Annotated in this window: 27 protein-coding genes; 11 read left to right on the top strand and 16 right to left on the bottom strand. The window is 58.8% G+C overall.

Annotated features, from left to right (window positions below; translation table 11 throughout):
- The first annotated feature begins 16 nt into the window (after window positions 1-16).
- From HMPREF2927_RS03180 to HMPREF2927_RS03190, 3 genes are all read left to right on the top strand, one after another.
- A complete protein-coding gene (locus HMPREF2927_RS03180; RefSeq protein ID WP_070685443.1) occupies window positions 17-808 on the top strand; it encodes an AzlC family ABC transporter permease in 792 nt (263 codons plus the stop codon).
- Window positions 809-1,323: 515 nt separating this feature from the next.
- Entirely contained in the window at window positions 1,324-1,659 is a 336-nt protein-coding gene (locus tag HMPREF2927_RS03185; protein ID WP_070685902.1) for a branched-chain amino acid transporter permease, read from the top strand.
- A 9-nt stretch (window positions 1,660-1,668) separates the two neighbouring features.
- The gene (locus HMPREF2927_RS03190) at window positions 1,669-2,610 is read left to right on the top strand and encodes an AzlC family ABC transporter permease (protein WP_070685446.1); all 942 of its coding nucleotides are present in this window, start codon (window positions 1,669-1,671) and stop codon (window positions 2,608-2,610) included.
- A gap of 238 nt (window positions 2,611-2,848) precedes the next feature.
- Here HMPREF2927_RS03190 and tpx read toward each other — a convergent pair whose 3' ends face one another.
- Entirely contained in the window at window positions 2,849-3,349 is a 501-nt protein-coding gene (gene tpx, locus HMPREF2927_RS03195; RefSeq protein WP_070685449.1) for a thiol peroxidase, read from the bottom strand.
- A gap of 174 nt (window positions 3,350-3,523) precedes the next feature.
- Here tpx and HMPREF2927_RS03200 point away from each other — a divergent pair, with 174 nt between their 5' ends.
- The 4 genes from HMPREF2927_RS03200 to HMPREF2927_RS03215 all read left to right on the top strand — a co-directional run bounded on the left by HMPREF2927_RS03200 (window position 3,524) and on the right by HMPREF2927_RS03215 (window position 6,660).
- On the top strand, window positions 3,524-4,405 hold the full coding sequence (locus HMPREF2927_RS03200) for a hypothetical protein (RefSeq protein ID WP_141754870.1): 882 nt from the start codon (window positions 3,524-3,526) through the stop codon (window positions 4,403-4,405).
- A 186-nt stretch (window positions 4,406-4,591) separates the two neighbouring features.
- The gene (locus HMPREF2927_RS03205; protein ID WP_070685453.1) at window positions 4,592-5,374 is read left to right on the top strand and encodes an LppP/LprE family lipoprotein; all 783 of its coding nucleotides are present in this window, start codon (window positions 4,592-4,594) and stop codon (window positions 5,372-5,374) included.
- Window positions 5,375-5,810: 436 nt separating this feature from the next.
- Window positions 5,811-6,203 carry a DoxX family protein gene (locus HMPREF2927_RS03210; protein ID WP_070685456.1) on the top strand — a complete coding sequence of 131 codons (393 nt, stop codon included), beginning with the start codon at window positions 5,811-5,813 and terminating at the stop codon, window positions 6,201-6,203.
- Window positions 6,204-6,402: 199 nt separating this feature from the next.
- Complete coding sequence (locus tag HMPREF2927_RS03215) at window positions 6,403-6,660, top strand: GlsB/YeaQ/YmgE family stress response membrane protein (protein WP_044150247.1); 258 nt, start codon at window positions 6,403-6,405, stop codon at window positions 6,658-6,660.
- A gap of 149 nt (window positions 6,661-6,809) precedes the next feature.
- Here HMPREF2927_RS03215 and HMPREF2927_RS03220 read toward each other — a convergent pair whose 3' ends face one another.
- From HMPREF2927_RS03220 to HMPREF2927_RS03255, 8 genes are all read right to left on the bottom strand, one after another.
- Complete coding sequence (locus HMPREF2927_RS03220; RefSeq protein ID WP_070642857.1) at window positions 6,810-7,178, bottom strand: zinc ribbon domain-containing protein YjdM; 369 nt, start codon at window positions 7,176-7,178, stop codon at window positions 6,810-6,812.
- A gap of 334 nt (window positions 7,179-7,512) precedes the next feature.
- Window positions 7,513-7,869, bottom strand: coding sequence for a transcriptional regulator (locus HMPREF2927_RS03225; RefSeq protein ID WP_070685458.1), 357 nt, complete (start codon window positions 7,867-7,869; stop codon window positions 7,513-7,515).
- Window positions 7,859-8,410, bottom strand: coding sequence for an Asp23/Gls24 family envelope stress response protein (locus tag HMPREF2927_RS03230; protein WP_070685461.1), 552 nt, complete (start codon window positions 8,408-8,410; stop codon window positions 7,859-7,861). The genes HMPREF2927_RS03225 and HMPREF2927_RS03230 overlap by 11 nt, the downstream gene beginning before the upstream one ends.
- Window positions 8,407-9,063, bottom strand: a complete 657-nt coding sequence (locus HMPREF2927_RS03235; protein ID WP_233992283.1) for an RNA polymerase sigma factor — start codon at window positions 9,061-9,063, stop codon at window positions 8,407-8,409. The genes HMPREF2927_RS03230 and HMPREF2927_RS03235 overlap by 4 nt, the downstream gene beginning before the upstream one ends.
- Window positions 9,053-9,388 carry a hypothetical protein gene (locus HMPREF2927_RS09235; protein WP_233992282.1) on the bottom strand — a complete coding sequence of 112 codons (336 nt, stop codon included), beginning with the start codon at window positions 9,386-9,388 and terminating at the stop codon, window positions 9,053-9,055. The genes HMPREF2927_RS03235 and HMPREF2927_RS09235 overlap by 11 nt, the downstream gene beginning before the upstream one ends.
- A 331-nt stretch (window positions 9,389-9,719) precedes the next feature.
- On the bottom strand, window positions 9,720-10,268 hold the full coding sequence (locus HMPREF2927_RS03245) for a DUF6286 domain-containing protein (RefSeq protein WP_070685470.1): 549 nt from the start codon (window positions 10,266-10,268) through the stop codon (window positions 9,720-9,722).
- Window positions 10,265-10,681: an Asp23/Gls24 family envelope stress response protein gene (locus HMPREF2927_RS03250; protein ID WP_070685473.1), complete on the bottom strand. Its 417-nt coding sequence runs from the start codon at window positions 10,679-10,681 to the stop codon at window positions 10,265-10,267. Before HMPREF2927_RS03250 ends, HMPREF2927_RS03245 begins: the two co-directional genes overlap by 4 nt.
- 212 nt (window positions 10,682-10,893) lie before the next feature.
- Window positions 10,894-11,373 carry an Asp23/Gls24 family envelope stress response protein gene (locus HMPREF2927_RS03255; protein WP_070685476.1) on the bottom strand — a complete coding sequence of 160 codons (480 nt, stop codon included), beginning with the start codon at window positions 11,371-11,373 and terminating at the stop codon, window positions 10,894-10,896.
- 866 nt (window positions 11,374-12,239) lie between these two features.
- On the opposite strand from HMPREF2927_RS03255, the gene HMPREF2927_RS03260 reads away from it, so the two are divergent.
- Window positions 12,240-12,452: a TOBE domain-containing protein gene (locus HMPREF2927_RS03260; RefSeq protein WP_005505155.1), complete on the top strand. Its 213-nt coding sequence runs from the start codon at window positions 12,240-12,242 to the stop codon at window positions 12,450-12,452.
- Between the two features lie 117 nt (window positions 12,453-12,569).
- On the opposite strand, the gene ychF is transcribed toward HMPREF2927_RS03260, so the two are convergent.
- A complete protein-coding gene (ychF, locus tag HMPREF2927_RS03265) occupies window positions 12,570-13,655 on the bottom strand; it encodes a redox-regulated ATPase YchF (RefSeq protein WP_070685479.1) in 1,086 nt (361 codons plus the stop codon).
- Window positions 13,656-14,030: 375 nt separating this feature from the next.
- Here ychF and HMPREF2927_RS03270 point away from each other — a divergent pair, with 375 nt between their 5' ends.
- Complete coding sequence (locus HMPREF2927_RS03270; RefSeq protein WP_070685482.1) at window positions 14,031-14,816, top strand: trypsin-like serine protease; 786 nt, start codon at window positions 14,031-14,033, stop codon at window positions 14,814-14,816.
- A gap of 132 nt (window positions 14,817-14,948) precedes the next feature.
- Here the strand turns inward: HMPREF2927_RS03270 and HMPREF2927_RS03275 are convergent, their stop codons facing one another.
- The 6 genes from HMPREF2927_RS03275 to HMPREF2927_RS03300 all read right to left on the bottom strand — a co-directional run bounded on the left by HMPREF2927_RS03275 (window position 14,949) and on the right by HMPREF2927_RS03300 (window position 21,539).
- Entirely contained in the window at window positions 14,949-15,581 is a 633-nt protein-coding gene (locus HMPREF2927_RS03275) for a response regulator transcription factor (RefSeq protein ID WP_070685485.1), read from the bottom strand.
- A 138-nt stretch (window positions 15,582-15,719) separates the two neighbouring features.
- Entirely contained in the window at window positions 15,720-16,988 is a 1,269-nt protein-coding gene (locus HMPREF2927_RS03280) for a sensor histidine kinase (RefSeq protein ID WP_070685488.1), read from the bottom strand.
- A gap of 179 nt (window positions 16,989-17,167) precedes the next feature.
- Window positions 17,168-17,926 (bottom strand): ABC transporter permease, encoded by a 759-nt coding sequence (locus tag HMPREF2927_RS03285; protein WP_070685491.1) that lies wholly within the window; start codon window positions 17,924-17,926, stop codon window positions 17,168-17,170.
- A gap of 53 nt (window positions 17,927-17,979) precedes the next feature.
- Window positions 17,980-18,933 carry an ABC transporter ATP-binding protein gene (locus tag HMPREF2927_RS03290; protein WP_070685494.1) on the bottom strand — a complete coding sequence of 318 codons (954 nt, stop codon included), beginning with the start codon at window positions 18,931-18,933 and terminating at the stop codon, window positions 17,980-17,982.
- Between the two features lie 284 nt (window positions 18,934-19,217).
- Window positions 19,218-20,303 (bottom strand): 4-hydroxy-3-methylbut-2-enyl diphosphate reductase, encoded by a 1,086-nt coding sequence (locus tag HMPREF2927_RS03295; protein WP_070685497.1) that lies wholly within the window; start codon window positions 20,301-20,303, stop codon window positions 19,218-19,220.
- Between the two features lie 27 nt (window positions 20,304-20,330).
- Window positions 20,331-21,539 (bottom strand): dehydrogenase, encoded by a 1,209-nt coding sequence (locus HMPREF2927_RS03300; protein ID WP_070685500.1) that lies wholly within the window; start codon window positions 21,537-21,539, stop codon window positions 20,331-20,333.
- Between the two features lie 155 nt (window positions 21,540-21,694).
- Between HMPREF2927_RS03300 and xseA the strand changes: the two genes are divergently transcribed.
- Together xseA and HMPREF2927_RS03310 are read left to right on the top strand one after the other, a co-directional pair.
- Window positions 21,695-22,996: an exodeoxyribonuclease VII large subunit gene (gene xseA / locus HMPREF2927_RS03305; RefSeq protein ID WP_070685503.1), complete on the top strand. Its 1,302-nt coding sequence runs from the start codon at window positions 21,695-21,697 to the stop codon at window positions 22,994-22,996.
- 53 nt (window positions 22,997-23,049) lie between these two features.
- A complete protein-coding gene (locus HMPREF2927_RS03310) occupies window positions 23,050-23,310 on the top strand; it encodes an exodeoxyribonuclease VII small subunit (RefSeq protein WP_049341827.1) in 261 nt (86 codons plus the stop codon).
- Window positions 23,311-23,408: the final 98 nt, after the last annotated feature.

Below are 23,408 nucleotides of genomic sequence, written 5' to 3' on the forward strand. Positions count from 1 at the left end.
TACAAGGAACTCTTTTATGGCACAGACCCCCAGCGCTGAGCGTACGAGCACGCAGAATGATTTCCGCTTGGCTGTTGCGGATTCTTCCGTGGTGATGCTCGGTATCGCTGTGCTGGGTTTGGGTTTGGGTATTATCCTCAACGCGCACGGCCTGCCGGTCTGGACTGCGCCGCTGCTATCTGCCCTAGTTTTTGCCGGTTCGGTGGAGTTTTTGATGGTGGGCATGGTCAGTGGTGGCGCGCCCCTAGCGTCGATTGCGTTGACGGTGTTCCTGGTGAATGCGCGCCATCTGGTGTACGGTCTTTCCTACCCGTTGCACAATGTGAAGGGTTTCTGGGCTAAGGCTCTGGCGATTCACACTCTTTGCGATGAGGCGTTCGCGGTTAACTCCGGTCCCGACCGTAATGAGCGTTCGGGGGCGCGCATTCTGTGGGTGAACGTGCTGATTTACGTGTCGTGGGTTCTGAGCGTAGTCCTCGGGTATGTGCTGGGCGCGAGCTTCCTCAGCAGTCTGAAGGGCGTGGACTTCGTGATGGTGGCTATCTTCACGGTTCTTGCGATGGACGGCTACCGCGCCAACCCGGATCGTGTGACGGCGCTCTTTGTGGCGGTTTCGGCTGCGGCTGCGCTGATTTTTGCGCCGTCCTCGTTCTTGGTGGTGGCGTTGGGTTCGTATGTGGTGCTGCTGCTGGCGCGTTTCCCGATGGCGAGGCGCCGCGGTACGCTGCCGCATCGTGCTGCGCATGAGGTAGCGGCTGAGGCTGAAAGCGCCGCTACCGCTGATGCCCCCGCTTCCACACAGCGATAAGAACGTTACATACGTGTTCGAAACCGGTTAGGATAGATGAGTGGAGCTTCGCTCTCCCCTCTTTCTATTTCTAGGATTACTAAGATGCCTCCCGCGCGAACCTGCGCGGAGGCTCCCAGAGGTGAAGGTACACCATGACTCAGATGAAAGACACCGCTAAGGAAACTAGCGACGCAGAACGCTGTGCCGCCCCGGAGTAACACCGCACCGGGAGCGGCATCACCCGAGGTCACGCACGAGAACTACTGACGCGCACAACTACCCGCGCAGAAAACTTGCGCTGAAAATTTACGCAGAAAAACTCGTGCAGGAGGAACGGCCCTCCGCCTCCATGTTTCGCGGCTTTCATCAACTCACATACCTACCGCACTACTTAGCACCCAGCCTCTCTTCGGCTGGGCTCTCCCTACCCTTTTCGCGGATGCTTTCAGGTTTCGCGGATGCTTTTCAGGGCTTCACCCGCACGCCTTGTTCAGGGTTCTTTCGCTGAGTATGTGCAGAAAGAGAAAATCTTCATGAATAGTGAAGTGACCACCGGTTATATTCTTGCGGCAATACTTGTTGCTGCGGTTATTACTTTTCTGTTGCGCCTGCTGCCTTTCGGTTTGAAGAAGGCACTGGCTGGCTCCGAACTTTTGGATGCGCTCAGCCACTGGATTCCGCTCGGCGCAGTCGCGCTGCTTGCCATCTATGCGGTGGCGAAGATTGATTATTCTTCGTTCGCTACGGCGGCACCGTACCTGGCGGGTCTGGTGGTGACCGTGGCGGTTCACCTGTGGCGTAAGAATATGGTGCTGAGTATGGTGGCGGGTACCGTCACCTGCGTTGTGCTGGCTAACTGGGTTTTCTAGGGGGATACAATGAGCATCTCTAAGAAGTCTGTTTCTTCCCCCGCCGTTTCTTCTCAGCCCGAGCCTCATCAGGCGAGCCAGCAGCAGGTTGAGCATGTTATTGCCTCCGCCCTTCCGCTAACCGGCATGATTCCCGTGGTGGAGGCGCCAACCTCCCCCGATGCACAGGAGCCTCAGCAGCCGCGCGAGAGTGGCTTCGCCGAGGCGATTCGCGTTGCCGGCGTGATCATACTGGGCCTGTTCTTTGTCGGCATTGGTCTGGGCGTGCTGGTGCACAGTTACGGTCTGCCGTTCTGGGTGGCTCCCCTGCTGCCGCTCCTGGTGTTTGCCGGTTCCGTAGAGTTCGTGCTGATCGACATGATCTCGAATCATGCCTCGCTGCTCTCTATTGCGGTGATGACTCTGCTCATTAACTCACGCCACCTCATGTACGGTCTGTCCTACCCGATTGAGCGTGTGCGTGGCGGCTTGGCGAAGTTCTACACCGTGTACACCCTCATCGATGAGGCATACGCGCTGAACACCGGACCGGACCGCCATAAGCTTCGTGCCTCCCGCATCCTGTTGATTCACGCGGGTCTGCACCTGAGCGTCCTAGCGAGCGCTACGCTCGGCTACGTGCTGGGTGCAAGTTTCTTGAGTGAGCTCAAGGGCGTGGATTTTGTGATGACTGCGCTTTTTGCGGTGCTCGCTATCGATGCCTATCAGAGTTCAAAAGACCATACCACTGCGGCTATCGCAGGTGTGTCTGCGGCGGTTGGTTTGTTGGTGGCGCCGCAGTCAATGCTGCTGATTTCGATGGTGGTGTACATTCTGCTGCTGGTGTCGCGTTTTGTGGTGGCTAAGCGCCGCGGCACCCTGCCGGAGCATATGCTGGTCGCGGATGAGGACCCCGCCGAAACTGCCGAAGCCGCCGACACTCCCGCTCATCCCGGCGACTCTGCACACTAAGTCTGAATCCCGCGCTAAGTCTAAATCGCGCACTAAGTCTGGATATAGTAAAGCGCCCCGCCCACCCGAAATACCGGGTGGGCGGGGCGTTATGCTGTCGCCAGCCGCATGTGTGGGTGAACCCCAGATCATGCGCTGTAGACGTTCAGTATCTGCTGTGCTGTGTACCGCCAGGTGTCCCTGACGGAAGTACTACGCGGGTGCCGGGCTTGCGTCCGGCTCCCGTACCAAGCTTAGCTTACTTGATAGCTGCCAGGGCTGCTTCGTAGTTGGGCTCGTTGGTGGTTTCGGGAACCAGCTCGGTGTAGACAACCTCACCGTCGGGGTTCACGACAAGCACGGAGCGTGCCAGCAGACCAGCCAGGGGGCCGTCAATCAGCTTCACGCCGAAGTCCTCACCGAAGGAGGAGCGGAAAGCGGAGGAGGTGACGACGTTTTCAATGCCCTCGGCTGCGCAGAAGCGGCCGATTGCGAAGGGCAGGTCGTTGGAGACGCACAGCACGACGGTGTTCTCCAGGCCTGCAGCCTGCTTGTTGAAAGTGCGGACGCTGGTTGCGCAAACACTGGTGTCGACGGAGGGGAAGATGTTCAGCACCAGGTTCTTACCTGCGAAGTCTGCGGAGGAAATCTCGGAGAGATCAGCCGCGAGAACCGAGAATTCGGGCAGCTTTGCGCCGACTGCGGGCAGGTCGCCGTTGGTGTGGATTACGAGTTCGTTCTGTAGAGTTACTTCAGCCATGCCTTCATTGTCCCCCGGATAGGGCGGGTGTGCAAGGGGACACAGGCACTAGCGGGCAGAGTTTCCGCATAGCTGATTTTCTGCGGTGCCGCTTCGCCTCAGCGGCATCTCTACAATGGACAGGTGAGCATTTTGAGGCACGTATCTTCCCGCCTTGCGCCGCTGGCGCATCCCGTGACGAATTTCAGGGCACTCCGTCAGGACCTGCGCCGTCAGCGGGTGGTGGGTCGCGCCCTCGTTGATCCGCAGAATACGTACCGTCCGAGTGTGCGCGCTGAGCTGCGCCGCATGTTCACGCGCCCCCTCCCGGTGGAAACGCAGACGCTCATGTGTAACGCCCTGCTGGCGGCAATCTGCTGGTACCTGCTCCCGGACGTCTGGCGTTCGTGGCTGTTTAGCGAGTTTAAGGGCCCGGCTGGTTTTGCGCTGGTGATGGTCGGCTGGATGGTTGCGGACGTCACCTCAACTAACCTGATGGGCCACGATGAGGAGCATGCCTTGCGTGCGTTGCGCAGTAGTGACCCGCACGCCCTGCACCTGTTCGTGCGCACGAAGGCTATTGCAATCGGTCTGATCACGGGTGTTTCTGGCACTCTGCTGACGCTGATTCTGCACAGTCAGGACAAGAACCTGCCCCCCACGCTCATGATGTCCCTGTCGTTCTTTGTGGTGCCGGCTATTGTGGTGTCCCTGGGCTCGATTCTGGGCGTGATGTATCCGTACCGTCTGCGCGGCTGGCAGTTCCGCTGGGCGCACCGCAAGAACCTGCGGATGAGTGCCCGCTGGGTTCTGCTCTGTTTCGGGCCGGGCTGGGTGCTGGGTACGGTGCTGATGTCGCTGATGTTCCCGTCGATTTTCCTGTCGGATGCGCTCGCGCGCCTTCTCAACCCCGGCGTGGATCCGCGCGATGTTGCGTTCCGGCCGCTGCTGTTTTCGCTGATTTTGTGGGCTCAGGGCGCGATTAGTCTGTGGGTTTTTCCGCGGATTACGGCGCGTATTGCGACCGCGAGGCGCGCCTGGCTGGTGCATTATCTGACGGACGATAAGGTCTGCTAGCCGGTTTTTGGTGCTGGGTGTTTGGGCCGGGGGTTTGGGCCGGGCAGATACTCGCCCATGCCACGGTAACGAACGGCACTGACCGTGCGCACCACGTGCCCGCATCTTTTCCCTATACTGGACGAGTTCACTATTCACTTCTTGACCAGCACTGATGCGCGCTGCCGCGCATCTTCAGGAGTATCCATGTCTTCTAATCGCCGCCGTTTCACCGGCCGTACCGCTTTGGCTCTACCCGCGTTGGGCGCCGCTCTAGCTCTTGTTGTCACTTCCTGCTCGGCAAGCACTGATTCTGCTGTTTCGGGTACCGTAGTGTCTTCTTCTGGCAGCGCTTCTGCCTCCGCGAGCGCGACCTCCACTCAAGCACTGTTCCCGACCCCGTCGGCGAGCCCGAGCGCATCCGCGGGCGCTACCCCGAGTGCTTCGTCGCCTGCTCCGGTGCCGTCGGTGGTGACGATTACGGTTCATGCTGAGCCGACCGCATCCGAGTCGAAGTCGGATTCCAGGTCTGAGGCTAAGTCTGAGTCGAAGAAGGACTCCACCTGCGCGTCTGATTCTGCATCGACCGTGGTGTCTAAGGCTCTGCGCGAGTTGAAGAATAAGAGCAAGTGGGATCAGTGGACGAACGTTTCAGAAGACTACGAGGGTTATGATTCCTGTGCTGAGCTGTCCTGGATTGACGCTATTCCGGGAAGCTCTCATAAGGAATGTTGCATCTCCTCGATGGCGCACCACATTCTGCTGTTCCACCGCGGCAAGTTCATTGGTACCGCAACCTATGAGCCGTACTCGTTCTCTCCGGTGATTACCCGCACCTCGGACAGCTCGATTCGTGTGACCTACCGTTACATGAAGGAAGACGAAGCTCCCGCTAGCGCGAGTGGTAGCACGACTGCTGAGTTCACTTGGAACCCGGCAAAGAACCAAGTCGATATGGAAGGTACCCCGCCTCCGAGCTATAACTCTTAGGCTACGTGCTTGGGGCGCACAAACTGGGCGTACGAGAAACCCGCCGTCTCGCATATGGTGCATATGTGAGACGGCGGGTTTTCGTTGCTTAAGGATATGTAGAGTGCCCGAGGGCTAGCTATTTAGGCAACGAACTTCTTGTAACCGAAGTATGCGGCGCCTGCCAGGATAGCGATGCACAGGATCTTCTTCACGGTATAACTCCTTTGATTGTTCCGGTAGGCACCCGGTGTTTTACTCCGTTTGCGACTCACCTAAAAATGAGGGCAGGCGGAGCGTCATCCGCACGTGGTGCCGTTGCTCCCTATCTTACCTGCTTTTGAACAACGTTTTTCTGTTTGACGTGCCTAGTCCGCATTTTAGACAGTCAAACACGCAGCGGTTCAGCGCATCGTTGAGGCGGGGAATAAGCCCCTGACGGGCGCATAATGGGAGCATGAGTATTTTTAAGAAGAAAGAGTACAGCGCTGAGCGCTCGGCTACTCGTATGGCTCGTGCCCTCGCTGTGATGGGTGCGTTGCACTTCATCATCACGGATTCCTTCGACTCGATTGTGCCGAAGTACCTGCCGGGTCCTGCCCACGCGTACACTCACGGTTCGGGTGTAGCTGAGATGGGCACCGCTGCCCTGCTGGCTAATGATAAGACCCGCCGTGCCGGTGGTCTGCTGGCGGCTCTGCTGTTTGTTGCGGTATTCCCCGCGAACATTCAGATGGCTCTGGATGCGCGTAACCAGTCCACTCAGCGTAAGGCTATTGCGTACGGTCGCCTGCCCCTGCAACTGCCGCTGATTTGTAGCGCTCTGAAGATTTGGCGTAAGTCGAAGTAGTCAATAAAATCACCATTCGATACATTCGACACTCATCTCATTGATGAGAAAAGCACCTTAGTGTTTTAGAGATAAAACACTAAGGTGCTTTTAGCTTAATAAAAGCTCTTATAAGCTCTTCTTACATCATATTTACGTATAATTGAAAACAACATACTATCTGCCACAGTGGCAGATATATAAACCCAAGGAGATTACAATGGGTACTTTTATTGGCACCATTATTACCGGCGCAATTATTGGTGCACTTGCACGCTTCTTTATGCGAGGCCGCCAGAACATTTCGATTCTTTGGACCATTATCTGCGGTGCTGTCGGCGCAGCTATCGGTACCTGGGCAGCGACCCAGCTGGGTGTTGCAGACACTAGCGGCATTGACTGGATCCGCTGGATTATCTCAATTATTGCTGCAATGCTGACCATTTCCCTGTACATGGGCTTGACCGGTAAAAAGTAAAGAGATATTTGCCAATTTCTTTTAAAACCTAAGCAATTTTATAGAGCATAAGGCGGCACCTCCCCTAGCGTGAGCTAGTGCGGGAGGTGCCGCCTTTTCTGCGCCTCGCAGGAGGCGTTTTATGTCTTCTTGGCTTATATCGCCTTGGGTTATGCCTTCTTGACGACGGAGGACTTCAGGTACATCTGGCCTGCGCCGGGGACCTTCGCCTCAATGTCGTGGCCGTTGACGGGGGATTCGAGCAGGCGGATGCCGCGCACCTTGGTGCCTGCCTTGATGTCTGCGCCACCCTTGACCTTCAGGCCCTTGACGATGGTGACGGAGTCGCCGTCGACGAGCTCGTTACCGACGGAGTCGAGAACCTTGGTGCCTGCTTCTTCTTCGGTTTCGCCTGCTGCGGTGCGTTCCCATTCGTGGCCACACATGGGGCATGCCCAGAGTTCGCCCATTTCGTAGGTGTAGTTTTCGCTGCATTCGGGGCAGGCGGGTGCTTCGATTTCGTTGAGGTTTTCGCTCATGGTTCCTTCTTCGATCTGTGCGGATGCGCCGCTCCTCTGTTTCCGCGGTGTTACTGCGGTGGTGCTGCGGCGTGTGGGTGCGCGTCAGCGAGGGCGGGGTGCGACGGTGGAGGGTGCGAGGATTCTCGCGTTCGTGCTGACTATACCATTTGGCGGGTGTGAGCCGCATGTGTGGGGCTGTTTTTTGCCGGTCTTTTAGGGTGAGTGCGGGGGCGTGCCGGTCGATAAGGCTTATACCCGGGCGGCTGCCTTGTGTGGCGCGCGAGGGTTAATAGGGCGGAGCCCCGCACTGTACACACAGTGCGGGGCTCCGTTGCTTTCTGAGGTAGACCCCCTACAGGAGGGACTGGACCCTCACCCTAACCTGCGGGGTATTGTCGTCATCGCTACTGGTTGAGTCTAAGGCTTGAGAGTTTGATTGCTCTTCGTCGTGTTGCTGCGCTTGAGACAGCGAACGAATGACAGTCTCTTGGATATCTCGTACGATATCTTTGACCGGCCTGGATTCGTCAATGCCGACCTCAATAGTAGCTTGGCGCGAGCCTGATTCAACGATTACACCAAATCGGGCCTGCGGCATGCGGCTACCAATTACTTTCAGGGTGCTACCCAGTCCAGGTTCGATTCCTCGTACTCCGGGAATGGCTGTGACCAGCCGAAGTAGCTCGGCGGCAGAGAAGTTAGTCGTCATGATGAATATCCTCGATATGTACATTGACTGTCGGGGAGACTCCCAGGTTCTTATCGCAGGCTTCGCGGACGGCTTCGCGGACTTGCTGGGCCAGTTGCGGTAGGCTTTCAACGGCACCGTGAGCCGAGATTCGGCAGGATACAACCTCCGGAACCCCCAGACCGCGATGCTCTTCGCTTGACGGTGCGTGCTCAAAAGAAGAACGCAAGGAACGTGCACCGGGTACTGAGTCTACAGCGCGGCGAATAAGCGCCCTCAGCGAAAACTCAGACATGCTGTAGGGACCCAAATCCGTATCGGGCATTTCCACCTGAGCACCGTGACGAGTCTCAGCGATAATAGCGTCCATTATGGAACGGGGCCGCGGCATAACCGAGGTACTTCCCATAGCCTCTAGCCGGTCCCATTCCTTGTGGATGGAGGCGATAAGACTCAGATATTCCTGGGTGTCCGCGTCGTCCTGCTCGTGCGAGCGCAAGAGTGATTTTGCCGACGCTGCTGAGTGCCGGACCTTATTTGAGAGGTTTTTGGCGTTACTCAAGCCCACTCCTTCATCAGGCGTATGACGAGAGAACGGGCTCGTGCCAGCCTCCCACGGACGGTCGAAACTGTCAGGTTCAGTGTCTTGGCAATCTCTTCGTATGACATCTCATCGATTTCTCGAAGAATCCATACTATACGCAGTTCAGGTTCCACGGACGCCAAAAGATTGGCAAGGGCCTGAATCTGCGCATTAACTTCACTGGAATCAGCCGGGTCAGCGGTACTGCTCGACATCATCTCAGCCGCAGCGCTCACACCTTCGAGCCCTTCTGCATCATAAGGATCCGTGGCACGACGCTGACGCTTACGCACCATACTAGTAGCTTTATTAGTGCAAATCTGCATAATCCAGCCACGAAAAGCTGCCGGTTCCCGAACTAGATGAAGGCTACGCCAAGCCTGGACGAGGGTATCCTGAACGATATCCTCACTGTCCTGACGGTTCCGAACAATCATATATGCAGAGCGAAAAAGACGCCCTTGATAACGCTCAACAAGCTTCTCAAAGGCGTCAATGTCTCCGTCCTGAGCACGCAGGACAAGGTATCGGTCCTCGTCCTGCGTTGCTTCAGACAGAGCGCTCAGCTGCGCGGTGGGGTACTGATGGGTTTGAGGTTCCGGCGCCATCTCGCTCTGAGGGTTATGCGCCAATGCTCTCTCCCGTGATTTCGGGTGCATGATGGCCAGTTACAGATTCGGAGACATTACGCGACTTCGATGAACGCTCCAGCCGTACTAGAACGTCAATCTGCTTGGGGCTCGCGCCGAAAGATACTGCCACATCATTATTAAGTCGGTTCTTGAGTTCAGCAATAGCCCACTCAACCTCACACCCCTGAGAGACAGTAGCCTCTGCCTGAACCCACAGGCTCTTCGGGGAGCCAGTAGCCCAGACAGCGCACTTTTCCACACCGGGGACTTCCTGAGCACGCTCAGACAGAGCCTGCGCCAGAACCTCAGGTGCCAAAGTAGCCATTAGCACACCCTCAGAACCACTAAACTTCAAAGGGGATGCAACAGCTTTACGGGGAACCTGTGCAACCAGCATGAACAAGCCGGCAAGGATAATAAGTACTGATACCAGTGCTACTACAGGCAGGAACCACGGTGTGTGCACCATGGGTCCGATAAAGCTAGCTACCGGGTCCTGTGCAGAGGCCAGGAAAGGTGCAATTTCCGGCCAAACCTGACCAGCATTAAAACCTGAGGCTAAAAGCCAAACGGACGCTACTACAAGGAGAAACCCAAAGGTAGCCAGAACAGTTCTGTTCAAAACACCAGAAACTGAACGCATATTCGTATCTCCTTTAGCTAATATGCTTAATCCGCACGCGACTACGTGCAATACCCACGGGTGCGAGCATCTTTAGAACTTCGTCAGTCTTCTTCCGTGCAGCTTCACGCACGGGGTCGAGGTCGTCCAAGACGCTATGGACAACAACGTCTACGCGGGAGCCGTTAGCGGTAACGATAGCGGAGTGGACGCCGTCAATCTGCTCAACCTGGGTCTGAATGAGGTTAGCCAAGTCTCGGCGCTTTGCGACAGTCTGACCGGGAATATCGTCGGGGAAAATTTCCACACGATCCGGAGCTCCCGGCCACACAGCGCCAATGATCATAGTCAGACCGCACACCGCCAGGATGATGGCGAAGATGGTAGCCGTGACGGAGCCAAGAGTGGTAGAACCAATAGCGGTGAGGGTACCCACCATAGACTCGGGCCAGGCACCGTTCACCATTCGGTGAACCGCAAGCCAAACCACCAGTCCCCCCAGTGCGAGCAAAACCAGAGCCAACAGGATGCTAGGGATACTTCGCGAGGGACGACGAATTAGTTTCGGAACAGGTGTACTCATTTAAGGCTCTTCCTAACGTGGCTGCTCGGATTGAGCCAGGATATCTCGATGTTAATCTTGCCCACGCTAAGCCCCGTGAGGTACTCAACGCGGTTACGCACGTGTGCGCGCAGATTTTCGATGATGGGGGACAAAGGTGCTGGGAAGACCAGTCCGATGTCCAGGTGCAGGACTGCTACCTGGCCGTAGAGTTCACACTGGGCTTCAGGGCGCGAGTCGAAGTTGTGGCGGGTACCAATTCCCAGTACACCTCCAGCATTTGAGCCAACGTTCGCACTTTCGTTTGCAGCCTCAGCTGCAATCTTTGCAACGAGTCGCGCGGGGATGGTTGTGGTGCCGCGGTGCTCCCAGGAAGAACGTTCTTCCTGGGAAGCACTTAGCTGCGTGTTTGCACGCTGGTTCGCGGTCACCATCGTCACTTCTTTCGCCCGGCCAGGAGGCTTCGGACATCGACCCGGCCCTCCAGGCAGAGGCCTACGGCCCATCCGGCAAAGCCACACAGGGCTACCAGAGCGAACGTTCCGAAAGAACCGAAGGCAAGAACGGCTCCAAGGAACAGGCCCACCAGGAGGGCCAGGTGCGTTGTCTTCATAAGAACTCCTTAGATTAAGGCGTTGGATGCGGGTTACTTGAGGTCGGTGTCCTCGGACTTGTCAGAGTCGTCCTCGGGCAGGTGAACGTCGGTAACGTTGATGTTGACCTCAACAACCTCAAGACCGGTAGTGCCCTCAATCTGCTCGATAACGTTGCGACGAATTGCGTCGGCAACCTCGACGATGGAGACACCGTACTCGACGACTACGGTAACCTCGACAGCTGCCTGGGTCTCACCCTTCTGGATGCTAATGCCGCCAGCAACGTTGGTCTGAGCGTTGGGGATACGGTCGGTCACTGCGTTGAACGCACGGCGGACAGTGTTGCCCATGTCGTAGACGCCGGGGATTTCACGAGCTGCCATGCCAGCAATCTTTGCGACGACGCTCTCATCAATGGTGGTAACACCGTGCTCGGTCTGGAGGGGGCCGCGGGGCTCCTTGGTCTCTTCAGCCTTGTTCTCGTTGTGCTCGCGCTGCTTTGCGGTCTGGGGGATAGCGTTGTTGCTCATTTGGAGCCTCTTTCGTAAAAATCCGAGATGGTTAATAACGGTTATGCACGATGCAGTAAGCAATGTAGCCAAGGTGCCCTCGGTGGCATCCACAATCAGCTTTCTTCATTAACTGATCTGACTGGTTGTGCAAACTGTCATCTTCGCCGTGCTAATAGTTAGACGCCACCAACTGCGGTTTCGTCATAACTTTATTTTATGCAGTGCATCACTTAGTTCAAAAAAGGTCTTCTTGTGCGCGTAACAATCCATCACAAACATATAGATAGGTAGCGCACCATTGCCGTATATCCCGCCAGATAAGAGTCACCGCAACACCACAGACGACCACTTCGGAAGACGGCTTTCCGTCTTGTCATCCTATGGTTTCAGGCAGGAAGGTGCATCCGTCAGATTCTTCAGAAGAAGCCAACAAGAATAAAGCGGAGTCTCGCACTGCACCTTCACAGTGCGGGCTCCACTGCATCTGAGGTTTCTCTACCGGGTTGGAGCATTTACCCTAGAACTTACCCCAGCTGGTCAGCTCCGAACGCGCCGGAACGGGCTCCTTGTTATCCCAACGTTCCGCGATCTTCTTCCAGGCGGATGGTCATGGACCCCTCCATGGATCTGGGTGGTTTGTTGTTTCCTTATATATGTCTAACGTGCCCGAGGTGGGGTTTTATTCCGGGTTCGTCAGGGTGATTTACGTATTTTTGAGTCTATATTTTTGGGTCTTCTAGGGGCGTGGATGGAGCCGAAAATAAAATTTGCCTGGTTCGTGCGTAATATTTACGAAAATTCGGGTTTTTGCTCATTATGCAGAAGATAAGGCGTGTAAAGTATCTAGAGCATTTGTACGTTTATTGAGTGAAAGGCACGGCTTCATGAAGCTTTCTGCACGTAACCAGTTCGCTGGCAAGGTTGTTGAGATTACTGAGGGTGCAACCAACGGCATCGTTAAGATTGAGATCGCTCCGGAGGTTGTTATCTCCGCTTCGATTACCAACGAGTCCATTAAGGAACTGGGCCTGAAGGTTGGCGAGACTGCTTACGCAGTGATTAAGGCTTCCAATGTTATGGTTGGTGCTGACCACTAATCCCGGTCGATAAGGCTTATACCCGGGCGGCTGCCTTGTGTGGCGCGCGAGGGTTAATAGGGCGGAGCCCCGCACTGTATGTTCACAGTGCGGGGCTCCGCTTTTATGTTTTATCGCTTAGACGTTGAAGCGGAACTCCACCACGTCGCCGTCCTGCATGATGTAGTCCTTGCCCTCCATACGGACCTTACCGCGAGCCTTCGCCTCCGCCATGGAGCCAGCCTCATCCAGGTCCTTGAACGACACAACCTCAGCCTTAATGAAGCCACGCTCAAAGTCAGAGTGAATCACGCCAGCAGCCTGCGGCGCAGTATCACCCTTGTAAATAGTCCAAGCGCGAGCCTCCTTCGGGCCAGCAGTCAGGTAAGTCTGCAAACCCAGGGTCGAGAAGCCCACGCGAGCCAGCTGGTCCAGGCCGGACTCATCCTGACCGTTCATCTCCAGCATCTCGCGAGCCTCCTCCTCAGACAGCTCCACCAGATCAGCCTCCAGCTTCGCATCCAAGAACACAGCCTCAGCCGGCGCCACCATGTCACGTAGCTCCTGCTGCCTCTCCTCAGAGGCCAGAATGCCCTCATCCGCGTTGAACACGTAAATGAACGGCTTAGCAGTCAGCAGGTTCAGCTCCTTCAAATGAGCCAGCTCCAGCTTCGCGTCCTTCGCACGAGAGATGATGGTGTCACCATCCTCCAGAATCTTCTGCGCAGCCTTGTAAGTCTCCAGCTGAGCGGCGTCGCCCTTCTTGATCTTCACAGCCTTCTCCAGACGCGGAATAGCGTTCTCCAGAGTCTGCAGGTCAGCCAGAATCAGCTCAGTGTTGATGGTCTCCATATCGGAGGCGGGGTCAACCTTGCCGTCCACGTGAATGACGTCCGGGTCATCAAACGCACGCACCACCTGGGCGATAGCGTGCGCCTCACGAATATTCGCGAGGAACTTGTTGCCCAGGCCCTCACCCTCAGAAGCGCCCTTCACAATACCCGCAATATCAACGAACGAAACAGTCGCAGGCAGAATACGCTCCGAACCAAAAATCTCAGCCAGACGGTTCAGACGCGCATCCGGCAGGTTCACCACGCCCACGTTCGGGTCAATGGTCGCGAACGGGTAGTTAGCCGCCAGCACAGTGTTGCCGGTCAGAGCGTTGAACAGGGTGGACTTGCCCACGTTAGGCAGGCCAACAATGCCGATAGTTAGAGCCACAAGTTTTCCTTCGAATCATGTACCCCGCCATACGCACGGATGCGCCGCGTAAGTGATGTGGCGGGTGCGGGCGGGCACAGGGCGAAAATGGTGCCCGCTTCCAAGCGCGGCACCGCAAGTCTCGGGAAGAAACGGGTGCGGGGCGCCTGCGGGCATAGACACTACCATTCTACCGTGTTCGGACAGGAGCCGCCCTGGGTGCTAGAAATAGGGTTACTGGGCTGGACTAAATCATTTGAAATGCAGAGCACTAGAAATTTAGAACCCAGGAATTTCTTCAAGCTTCACTTAATATATAAAGATTAATGTAGAGTATTTACTGCCTGCTGAAAACAATGGGCACCAATCATACAATATTTTCATCATGGAGAAACAATGACTAGTTTCAAGAAGCTCCTCACCGCCTCCAGCGCGCTCGCTATCGCAGCCGTCGGGCTGAACGCTCCCGCATCCCAGGCAGTCGTACGTGGCAAGAACGCCGATAACCCCGCCGTTGTAAAAATCTGGCTCCAGGGCAAACACGACGGCACCAAGGTCTGCACTGGCACCCACATCGGTAACGGTTGGGTACTTACCGCCGCGCACTGTGGCCTGCACATGCACCACAAGACCCTCCGCGTCGGATGGGGCGATTCCCGAACCGGTGCATACAACCCCGAACGCGGACAAACCAGCGCCGATGCACGAATCTACGGTGTAGAAGGCACTGCCGACCGTGCAGAATACCCGGACGACTACCGCGTTGACATGATGCTCATCCACTCCCCCGAGCTCGAAACCGCGCATGTTCCCGCAATGCCGATTCGTACCAAGGGCACCGCCCAGCAGCTCGTCACCAAGACCTGCACCGCCTACGGTTACGGCGACCAGACCCCTGTACGTCAGAAGCCCCGTAAGGTTGGGGAGCGTCTCAAGTCTGTCTCGGTGCGTATGACCTCCGCAGAGACCGACGGCGCCACGATTGATAGCACCGCTCTGGGCAACCTGCACGGTCGTGGTCTCAACGGCTCCCTGTCTTCCGGTGATTCCGGCGGACCGGTCGTATGTGATGGCGTTCTTTCCGGGGTAATTTCATCCATCGATAACGCAAGTGGTCAGCTTAATTTCGCGTCCCTCGACGCCGAAGAAGCAGCTTGGATTAAGAACACCGCCAATATCTAAAAGCGGTACCTAGATGCTCCCTCGTTTTGAGGCTCGTTTCAACAAGAAGTGTTCGTGCACTCTACACAGTGCACGAGCACTTCTTTATTTCAAAGCATCTCTGAAATTCTCGGAACGGACCAGAAAATCGAGCTAGAGCCAGCCGTTCTCCGTAGCGATACGCACCGCGTCCTGACGCGTCGATGCACCCGTCTTCGCCATCGCCGCCGACAAATAATTACGCACCGTACCCGCCGACAAAAACAACGCTGCGGCAATCTGCTGAGCCGTACTACCCGACGCCGCCTCACGCAGCACCTGCGCCTCACGCTCCGTCAACGGAGAAGCACCCGTCACCAAAGAATCCGCCGCCAACGACGGATCAACCACACGCAACCCCGCATGCACACGACGAATCGCCTCCGCCAACTGGCGAGCACCCGTATCCTTCACCACGAACCCACTCGCACCAGCCTCCAACGCACGGCGCACATAGCCAGGGCGGCCAAACGTCGTCACAATCAGCGTACGCACCGGCTCACCCGACTCACTCAAAGCACCCGCATCACGCAGCGCCGCAGCCGCCTCAATACCATCAGCCAGCAAAGTACCGGGCATCTGCACATCCAGCAGCACCACGTCCGGCTTCAACAGGGCGACAGCGCCCAACACCTCATCACCACTACCGACCTGACCCACAATCTGCAGGTCAACCTCCAGGCCCAGCAGGGCGGCAAGAGCCTCACGGATGAGCTGCTGATCGTCAGCGAGCAGAACACGAATCATGGGAGCCTCCCAGGGGTGAAGACGGGGTGATAACGGCGGGCGGAACAACCGCGTGAGGTTGTCTACCACCACCATACAGGGGCGGGTGGCTCTCCCGTCCAGGGCACGGCGCCAAGTTCCACAATCTACAGCACCTACCTACAGCAGTGAGGTGTCGCCGTCCATGCTCACACGGATGCGCGTACCCATCCCACTGCCAGGGTTCTCCGCCAGCCACTGCTCGGGCGCCGCCTCAATCACCACACTACCGCCGGACGCCGCCACACGCTGAGCCATACCCGTCAGCCCGTTACCGCGGGCATCGCCCACACCCACGCCGTTATCGAGGATGTCCAGACCGGTTGCGCTCAGACGAACCCGCGCCGCATTCGCGCCCGAATGGCGCACCATGTTCGTAACCGCCTCACGCAGAACCCAGGAGAACAGCTTCGCGTTCACACCAGCAACCGCGAGCGCGTTCTGAGCCTCCGGCAGTTCGACGCGAATACCGGCGGTCTGCAGGGCACGACCCGCACCCTCAATCTCACCCGAGAAGTCGGGCACACGCAGGCGCGTCACGGTTGAGCGAACCTCCGCCAGGGATGCACGGGACAGCTGCGCAATCGCCTCCATCTCGGCGCCGGCGCGGGCGGGGTCAATCTCCAGCAGGCGCTGCGCCAGCTCCGCTTTGAGGGTGATGACGGTCAGGGAGTGGCCGAGCACGTCGTGCACGTCGCGGGCGATCTCTTCACGTTCCTCGGAGAGCGCCAGGGAGGCACGCGCTACATCCGCACGTTCACCGAGCTCAATGAGGTAGGAGAAGCCCAGCATGCCCACCATCGGCGCACCGATAAAGAGGGCAATTCCGCCGTGCGCGGTGACGTCAAAACCGATGCCCGCCATAAAGATTAGCCAGCAGACCAGGGCAATCGTCGCGGCCACACCAAACCGCAGGCGGTACGGGGCGATTGTGCCAAAAATCCAGAACGCCACAAAGTACATGCTGAACGACAAGAACACCACATACGCCGACTCAAGCCGCAGTGCCGTCAGGCCAGCTACAGGCAGTGCCATCAGCACCGTCCAGATAACGCTTCTACGCACCGTGGAGGCGACCGGCACCAGCCACGGCACTGCGTACGCCGAGCAGTTCACCACCGCGAAAAGTGCCACCAGCACTACACCGGTCCAGCGCACCGGCGCCAGCTCCGGGGTGGTGAGGAAGCTGTCCAGCGGCATGAGCAGAAACACCAGCCACGGGGCGCTGAAACCCAGCGCCAGCCAGTTCACGTTGCCACGGCGTTCACGGTAGAGGAAGCGGAAGCGGTGCTTGCCCAGGGTGCGCTTCGCGGCGGAGGGTGCCACCTCGTTCTCTGCGTGGGGGTGTTCGTTCTCGTAGGAATGGGTGTGGGTGTGGGTTTCGGTCATGGTTCTAGCCTAACGTGCGGGTGCCAAGGGTGCGGGTGCCGCGGGTGCAGATACCACCGGTGCGGCGGTGTCAGTAGCGGCAGTGTTAGTAGGAGCAGCGTGAGTGGATACGGCTTCCGCCGCAGCCTCGGGAGCTCCTGATACTACGGAACCCTTGAGACTGCGGCGGGAAGAATCATTTAGCGGCGGGTTGCGCGGCGCCTCAGCAGGGCAGAAACACTCAGGAAGATAGCCGCCCAGACGACCAGGCTCACCACGGCGTACCAGAGCGGCTCGGTGACGAACCAGTCCTCACCGCCCGAAATAATGGTCTGACCTGCGCTGAAGGGGTAGCGGGCAATCTCAGCGGCACCGTACAGCGGGGTGAAGCGTGCGTAGTTCAGCAGGTCGGTGCTCAGCGGGGAGAACACGGTACCGAAGAAACTCATAATCACCAGCAGACCGTTTGCAATGGACACGGCGTTCTCGTTACGAATCAGCAGACCCATCATGATGCCGTAGAAGGCGAACACCAGACCGCACAGCACCGTCAGCGCGCCAGCGGCAAGCTGCTGGTTCACGGGGATCTCAACACCGGTGAACATGCCCACAATGTTCACCGCAATCACCGGCAGCGCAGAAATCACCAGGGCGGTCAGCGCCTTCGCGCCCAGGTACTTGCCGGTGGTCAGCGGGGTCAGCGCCAGCTGGCGGTTCCAGCCGCTGGAGAGCTCGGTGACGGTGCTGCCGCTAATCGCCACGGTGTTCTGCACAGCACCGTACAGCGCCATGCCAATCATGACGTACGCAGCTACGTTACCGTCACCCATCGGCTGGGAGGAGTAGTCCTGCATCGCGCCGAAGAGCAGGAAGAAGACGATGGGCAGTGCCACGCCGAAGAAGAAACGGTCGGTCGAGAGGATAGAAGCGCGGATGTCGTAGAGTGCGTAGCGGAGCATGATGTTTTCCTTGAGGTGTGTAGCGGCGGTGCGGTGTTGGGGCGGTACGGTATTTAGGCTTCGGATGCCTTGGAGGCGGCGGCCTGCTCGGTCAGCAGGGTGAAGGACTCGTCCAGGGAGGGCTTGGTGACCTCCAGGTCAGTGATACTGTAGTTGTTCAGCAGAGTGCGCAGTACCTGTTCAATCTCCACCACGGAGATGCGGTGGCGGTACCCGCCGGACTCTTCGGTGACCTCAACCGGCACGTCCAGGTCGGTGATGGGTGCGGGTGCGAGGAAGCTGAGGTGGCGGTGGCCGGTCAGGGCACGAATCTCGTCGGAGGAGCCGTCAGCGATGATGGAGCCGGATTCCATGAGCACGATGCGCTGGGCGAAGTTCTGTGCTTCTTCCAGATAGTGCGTCGCAAAAAGAATGGTCGTTCCTCGTTCGGCGATGGCTTCCATGCGCTCCCAGAAGGTGCGGCGCGCGTTCACGTCCATGCCGGCGGTCGGCTCGTCCAGGATCAGCAACTCCGGCGAGTGCATGGTCGCCAGGGCGTAACGCAGACGCTGCTGCTGACCTCCCGAGCACTTGCCGACCTTACACTTAGCGATATCGGTCAGGTCGGCGCCGGCGAGTACCTCATCCACGTCAATGGGCTTGGGGTACAGGGCGGCAATCATCTCGACCGTGGCGCGGATCGTCAGGTCCTTGAGCAGGCCACCGGTCTGCTGCACCGCGCCGAGTAGACCGGCGCGTGCCGCCTCGGAGGCGTTGCGACCGAAGACGCTCAACTCGCCGCCGCTGGGCTGGGTCAGACCAAGAATCATGTCGATGAGGGTGGTCTTGCCGGCGCCGTTGGGGCCGAGCAGTGCGATGATTTCGCCGCGCTTGACGGTCAGGTCAATCGAGTTGACGGCGACCACGGTGCCTGCCGCGCGGGTGGAGAAAACCTGGCGGAGGGAGCGGGCGGAAATAACGGTTTCTGCGGTGTTTTGCTTGCTATTCTGAAGTGCTGCGGTGTTCATGTTTCTATTACACCGCCGGTTTTCGCACCGGTGCGGTACAGAGTGTCATGAGCTGCCCATGACAAATGTCATGAGTTGAGGATATGCGAGCGTCGCGGCCCGTTACGCGAAGCGGGGGCTCCATCCTCGAAGCGCCCCCAGGCGCTGAAGAGGGGGCACTCCCCCGCGTAGCGTGAGCGCGAAGCTGCGCAAGCGTCCCTACCGCGCATCCCGCACATCAGACGAAAAACCCCGTGTCTTCTCCCCACACGGGGAAGAGGACACGGGGTCATAAGCTAAAAGTCTTAGCGAGTGGGCTTAGCGCCGCGGCCACCGAGCTGGCGGCCCACGTTCTCGTCATTCTTCAGGGCGGAACGCAGCTCCTTCGGCAGGGAGAAGAGAATGTCTTCCTTCGCGGTCTCCACCTCTTCGATGGTGTTGTAGCCGTACTCGGCGAGCAGTGCCAGCACCTCCTGAACCAGAACCTCGGGCACGGACGCGCCGGAGGTCAGGCCCACGGTTGCTACACCTTCGAACCAGGATTCGTCCACCTGGTGTGCGAAGTCCACACGCTCGGCACGCTTAGCGCCGTATTCGAGTGCTACTTCCTTCAGGCGCACGGAGTTCGAGGAGTTCGCCGAACCCACCACAATCACCAGGTCTGCGCGCGGAGCGATCTCCTTGATAGCGCCCTGGCGGTTGGAGGTTGCGTAGCAGATGTCGTCCGAGGGCGGATCCTGCAGGGACGGGAAACGCTCACGCAGACGCGCCACGGTTTCCAGGGTCTCATCCACGGACAGGGTGGTCTGAGAAATCCAGACGACCTTCTCCGGGTTGCGGACGGTCACCTGATCCACCTCGTCGGGCGAGTTCACGATCTGGATGTGCTCGGGCGCCTCACCGGCGGTACCTTCGACCTCTTCGTGGCCGGTGTGGCCGATGAGCAGGATGTCGTAGTCCTGCTTGGCGAAGCGCACAGCCTCGCGGTGCACTTTGTTCACCAGCGGGCAGGTCGCGTCAATGGTGTTCAGGGAGCGGTCGCCGGCTGCGGAAACCACCGCCGGGGACACGCCGTGCGCCGAGAACACGGTCACGGAACCTTCGGGAACTTCGTCCACTTCATCAACGAAGATAGCGCCCTGCTTCTCCAGGGTATCCACCACGTGGCGGTTGTGAACAATCTGCTTGCGCACGTAGACGGGCGCGCCGTAGTGCTCCAGTGCCTTCTCAACAGCAATCACGGCACGGTCAACACCTGCGCAGTAACCGCGCGGGGTGGCGAGCAGGACTTTCTTCTCACCGTTGACGGGTGCGGCGGCTTCAACGTCGGCGCGGCTGCGGCGCTCGCGGGGTACGGGCGGCAGGCCCAGGGCAATAGTTTCAGTGGACATGGTTACTATCCTACGTTGTTCGGACTTTTAGTGTGTGATGACTGTGGCACCGCTCGCAGGGCTACGTCCCAGTGCAATGAGGCGAATCAGAATACCGAGCAGCAGGGCGAGGATTGCCAGGACCAGCCCGTAGCTTGCCGCCGCCTGCAAGTGCCCGGTCAGTGACGGTGCAAGCTGGTTCCATGCCCCGGTAATCAGTGCCGTTCCGGCGGTGCTGTGGCTGGTAATTCCCAGGGTTTCAGGGCTCTGGCCGCCAAACCAGGCTGCGGCGCCCCAGCTCAGTAGGGCGTAGAGCAGAGCAGTGACCACCGGCACCAGGATGCGGTGCCTGGGTGTCAGCAACGTAGCCAGCAGCAGGCTCAGCACCGAGATGATGGTCAGCGGCACGGTGGATTTGCCCAGCGCGGCGGCACGGTTAATGCCGGCATGCAGGTACCACTCCTGCTGCTCCTGCTGGTTGTTGCCGTCCTTCAACCGGTCAATGTTGAGGGTTTCAGGGCCGAGCTTCGTCAGGTCCGGGTCGAAGGAGCCGATAGAGCCGACCTTCGCATCCAACGCACGGTAGAAGGGGGTGAGCACAATGACGGCGGGGCCGTCCTGGTGTTCGAGGTTGTAGCGGCGAGTCTCCTCGGCTATTTCCTTCCAGAGGCTTCGATATTCTTCAGTTTTTGACAGCTCAGCCGCGGAACGGTTGAGCAGGGAACGTATGCCGTCTTGTGTCGGCTTTACAAGAATGGAGTATAAGCCGCTTTGTTTGGTGCCGTCGAGGAAGGTTGTCATAGCTTCGGAGTTCATGAGGTCTTCGACCGCACCGTCCGCGATGCGTGAGGCGAGCTGCGAATCCTCCGCCAGTGTGGAGGAAATCTGCGAGAAACCGCGCTCTGACATGAGCTTAGAGTTCACCCAGGCACCCGTGGTTGCACCCAGACCGGTCACCAGGGCCAGGGCGCACAGCACAACGGTCAGGAACCTCCGCAAACCTGCCGCGAAGGGAGGCTCGGGGGCAGCCTGCAGTTCAGCCTTGGTGGGGGCTGCGGCGTGGCCGAGCGTGCGCGTGGGCTGTAGCAGGGTGGTGTCTTCATCCGCCGTATAGTAGCCGTCCGTGCGGGTAATCCGGGTGTCGACGACTCGGGTCGCGTCCGCCGGATAGTTTTGCTCGCCAGTACCCGCCGCTGACGAAGCCGCGGCGGTGTTGAGGGCGTTGTTCTGGTGTGCTGACTGATCGGGTGAGCGCATGAGCCTAGGGTACCCGTTCACGGTGTTCAAAGCCGATTCAGACCCGCAGAATGCGCCAGAAGCTAAGTTCTGCCTGCACTCCGTGCAAACTACCCGAGTCGCCAGGCTGACCTGTGCGCAGGCGCATAACCGACCAATCAGGGACAATAGAAAGTATGAACTTCTACAACCCCTCCGCAGCGCAACCGGCACCCGCACTGGTGGTGCCACCCGTGCACGAGCGGCAGCTTCCCGGGAAGTCTCAGGAAACCACCGCCACCAACCCCTGGCCCCTCGCCCTGCTCGCGCAGAACCTCAAAAACTACGTAGACAAGGTTCCCGAGCTCTGGGTGGAGGCGCAGGTCGCCTCCCTCAACGGCCGCGGCGGCAACGTCTTCATGGAGCTCAAAGACCTCAACGAAGACTTCTCCTTCACCCTCGCGCTCTTCGGGCGTGCCGGTAGCGGCCTAGCGGCTGATGTGACCGTAGGCGCTCGCATCGTCACCCGCGCCAAGCCGAGCCTGTGGAAGAACGGCAAGCTCTCCCTCATCGGCAAGGAAGTGTACGCGGTCGGCACCGGCAACCTGCACGAGCAGCTGCAGCATCTGCGTGAAGCTCTCGCCGCTGAGGGGCTGTTCTCTGACGCGCGGAAGAAGCCGCTACCCATGCTGCCGAACCGTGTGGGTCTGATTACCGGTCGCGATTCTGACGCGGAGAAGGACGTCATCCGCAACGCCTCCCTGCGCTGGCCCGGCGTGGTCTTCGAGGTGCGCAATACCCGCGTTCAGGGTGAGGGCGCGGCAGCTGAGGTCATTGCGGCTCTCGCCGAGCTGGACGCCCACCCGGAGGTGGAAGTCATCGTCATCGCCCGAGGCGGCGGCTCCTTCGAAGACCTGCTGCCTTTCTCCGAGGAGGCGCTCATCCGCGCCGTCGCGGCAGCCACCACCCCGGTGGTCTCGGCAATCGGTCACGAGGCGGACTCCCCCATCCTCGATGCGGTCGCCGACCTGCGCGCCTCCACCCCCACCGATGCGGGTAAGCGCATTGTGCCCGATATTTCGGAGGAAACCGCCCGCATCACCGAGGCCCGCGCCCGCCTGGACCGTGCGGTACTCGGCTACGTGGGCATGCAGATGAACTACATTGCGCAGCTGCGTAGCCGCCCGGTGCTCACCCACCCGGAGTCCTCCCTGCTCATGCGTGTGGAGGAGCTGAGCCAGTTGCGCGAGCGCGCTCACCGTTCGGTACAGCACCGTCTGGAGCGTGAGTCGGCGACTCTGTCGCATACGTTGGCGCGGGTGCGTTCGCTCTCGCCTGCACAGACGCTCAACCGCGGCTACTCCATCGTTCAGGATGCCGCGGGCGCTATTGTGCGTGACGCTTCGGCGCTGAGCGAGGGCGAGCAGATTACGGTGCGTGCGGCGACCGGTTCGGCGCAGGCAACCGTAACCTCCACGGATCCCTCAAACATCTCCTAAACCTCGATACCCCTACGTTTTATCCCTAGTTTTTACCTTTGAAAGGTTCCTCAATGAGCGAGAACATTAGCTTCAACAGCGCCGAACTCGGCGCACCCGTCGAAACCCTCGGCTACGAGCAGGCGCGTGCCGAGCTGGAGCAGGTCGTGCGCCAGCTGGAGTCCGGCGCCAGTGACCTGGAGACCTCCATCGCCCTGTGGGAGCGTGGCGAGGCGCTTGCCGCCCGCTGCGAGGCGTGGCTGCAGGGCGCGCAGGAGCGCCTGAACGCGGCACGCGGCGCACAGCAGGGCGGTCAGGAGAGCCCGGCAAACTAAAGCCGTTTCCAGCCACCCGTTCTGGCACATCCGCCAGCCGTCAAATAAAAATAGCCTGCCCCGCAGCTCATCAGAACTGCGGGGCAGGCTATTTCTGT

The sequence above is a fragment of the Rothia sp. HMSC061E04 genome (assembly GCF_001813685.1).
Taxonomy (GTDB): domain Bacteria; phylum Actinomycetota; class Actinomycetes; order Actinomycetales; family Micrococcaceae; genus Rothia; species Rothia mucilaginosa.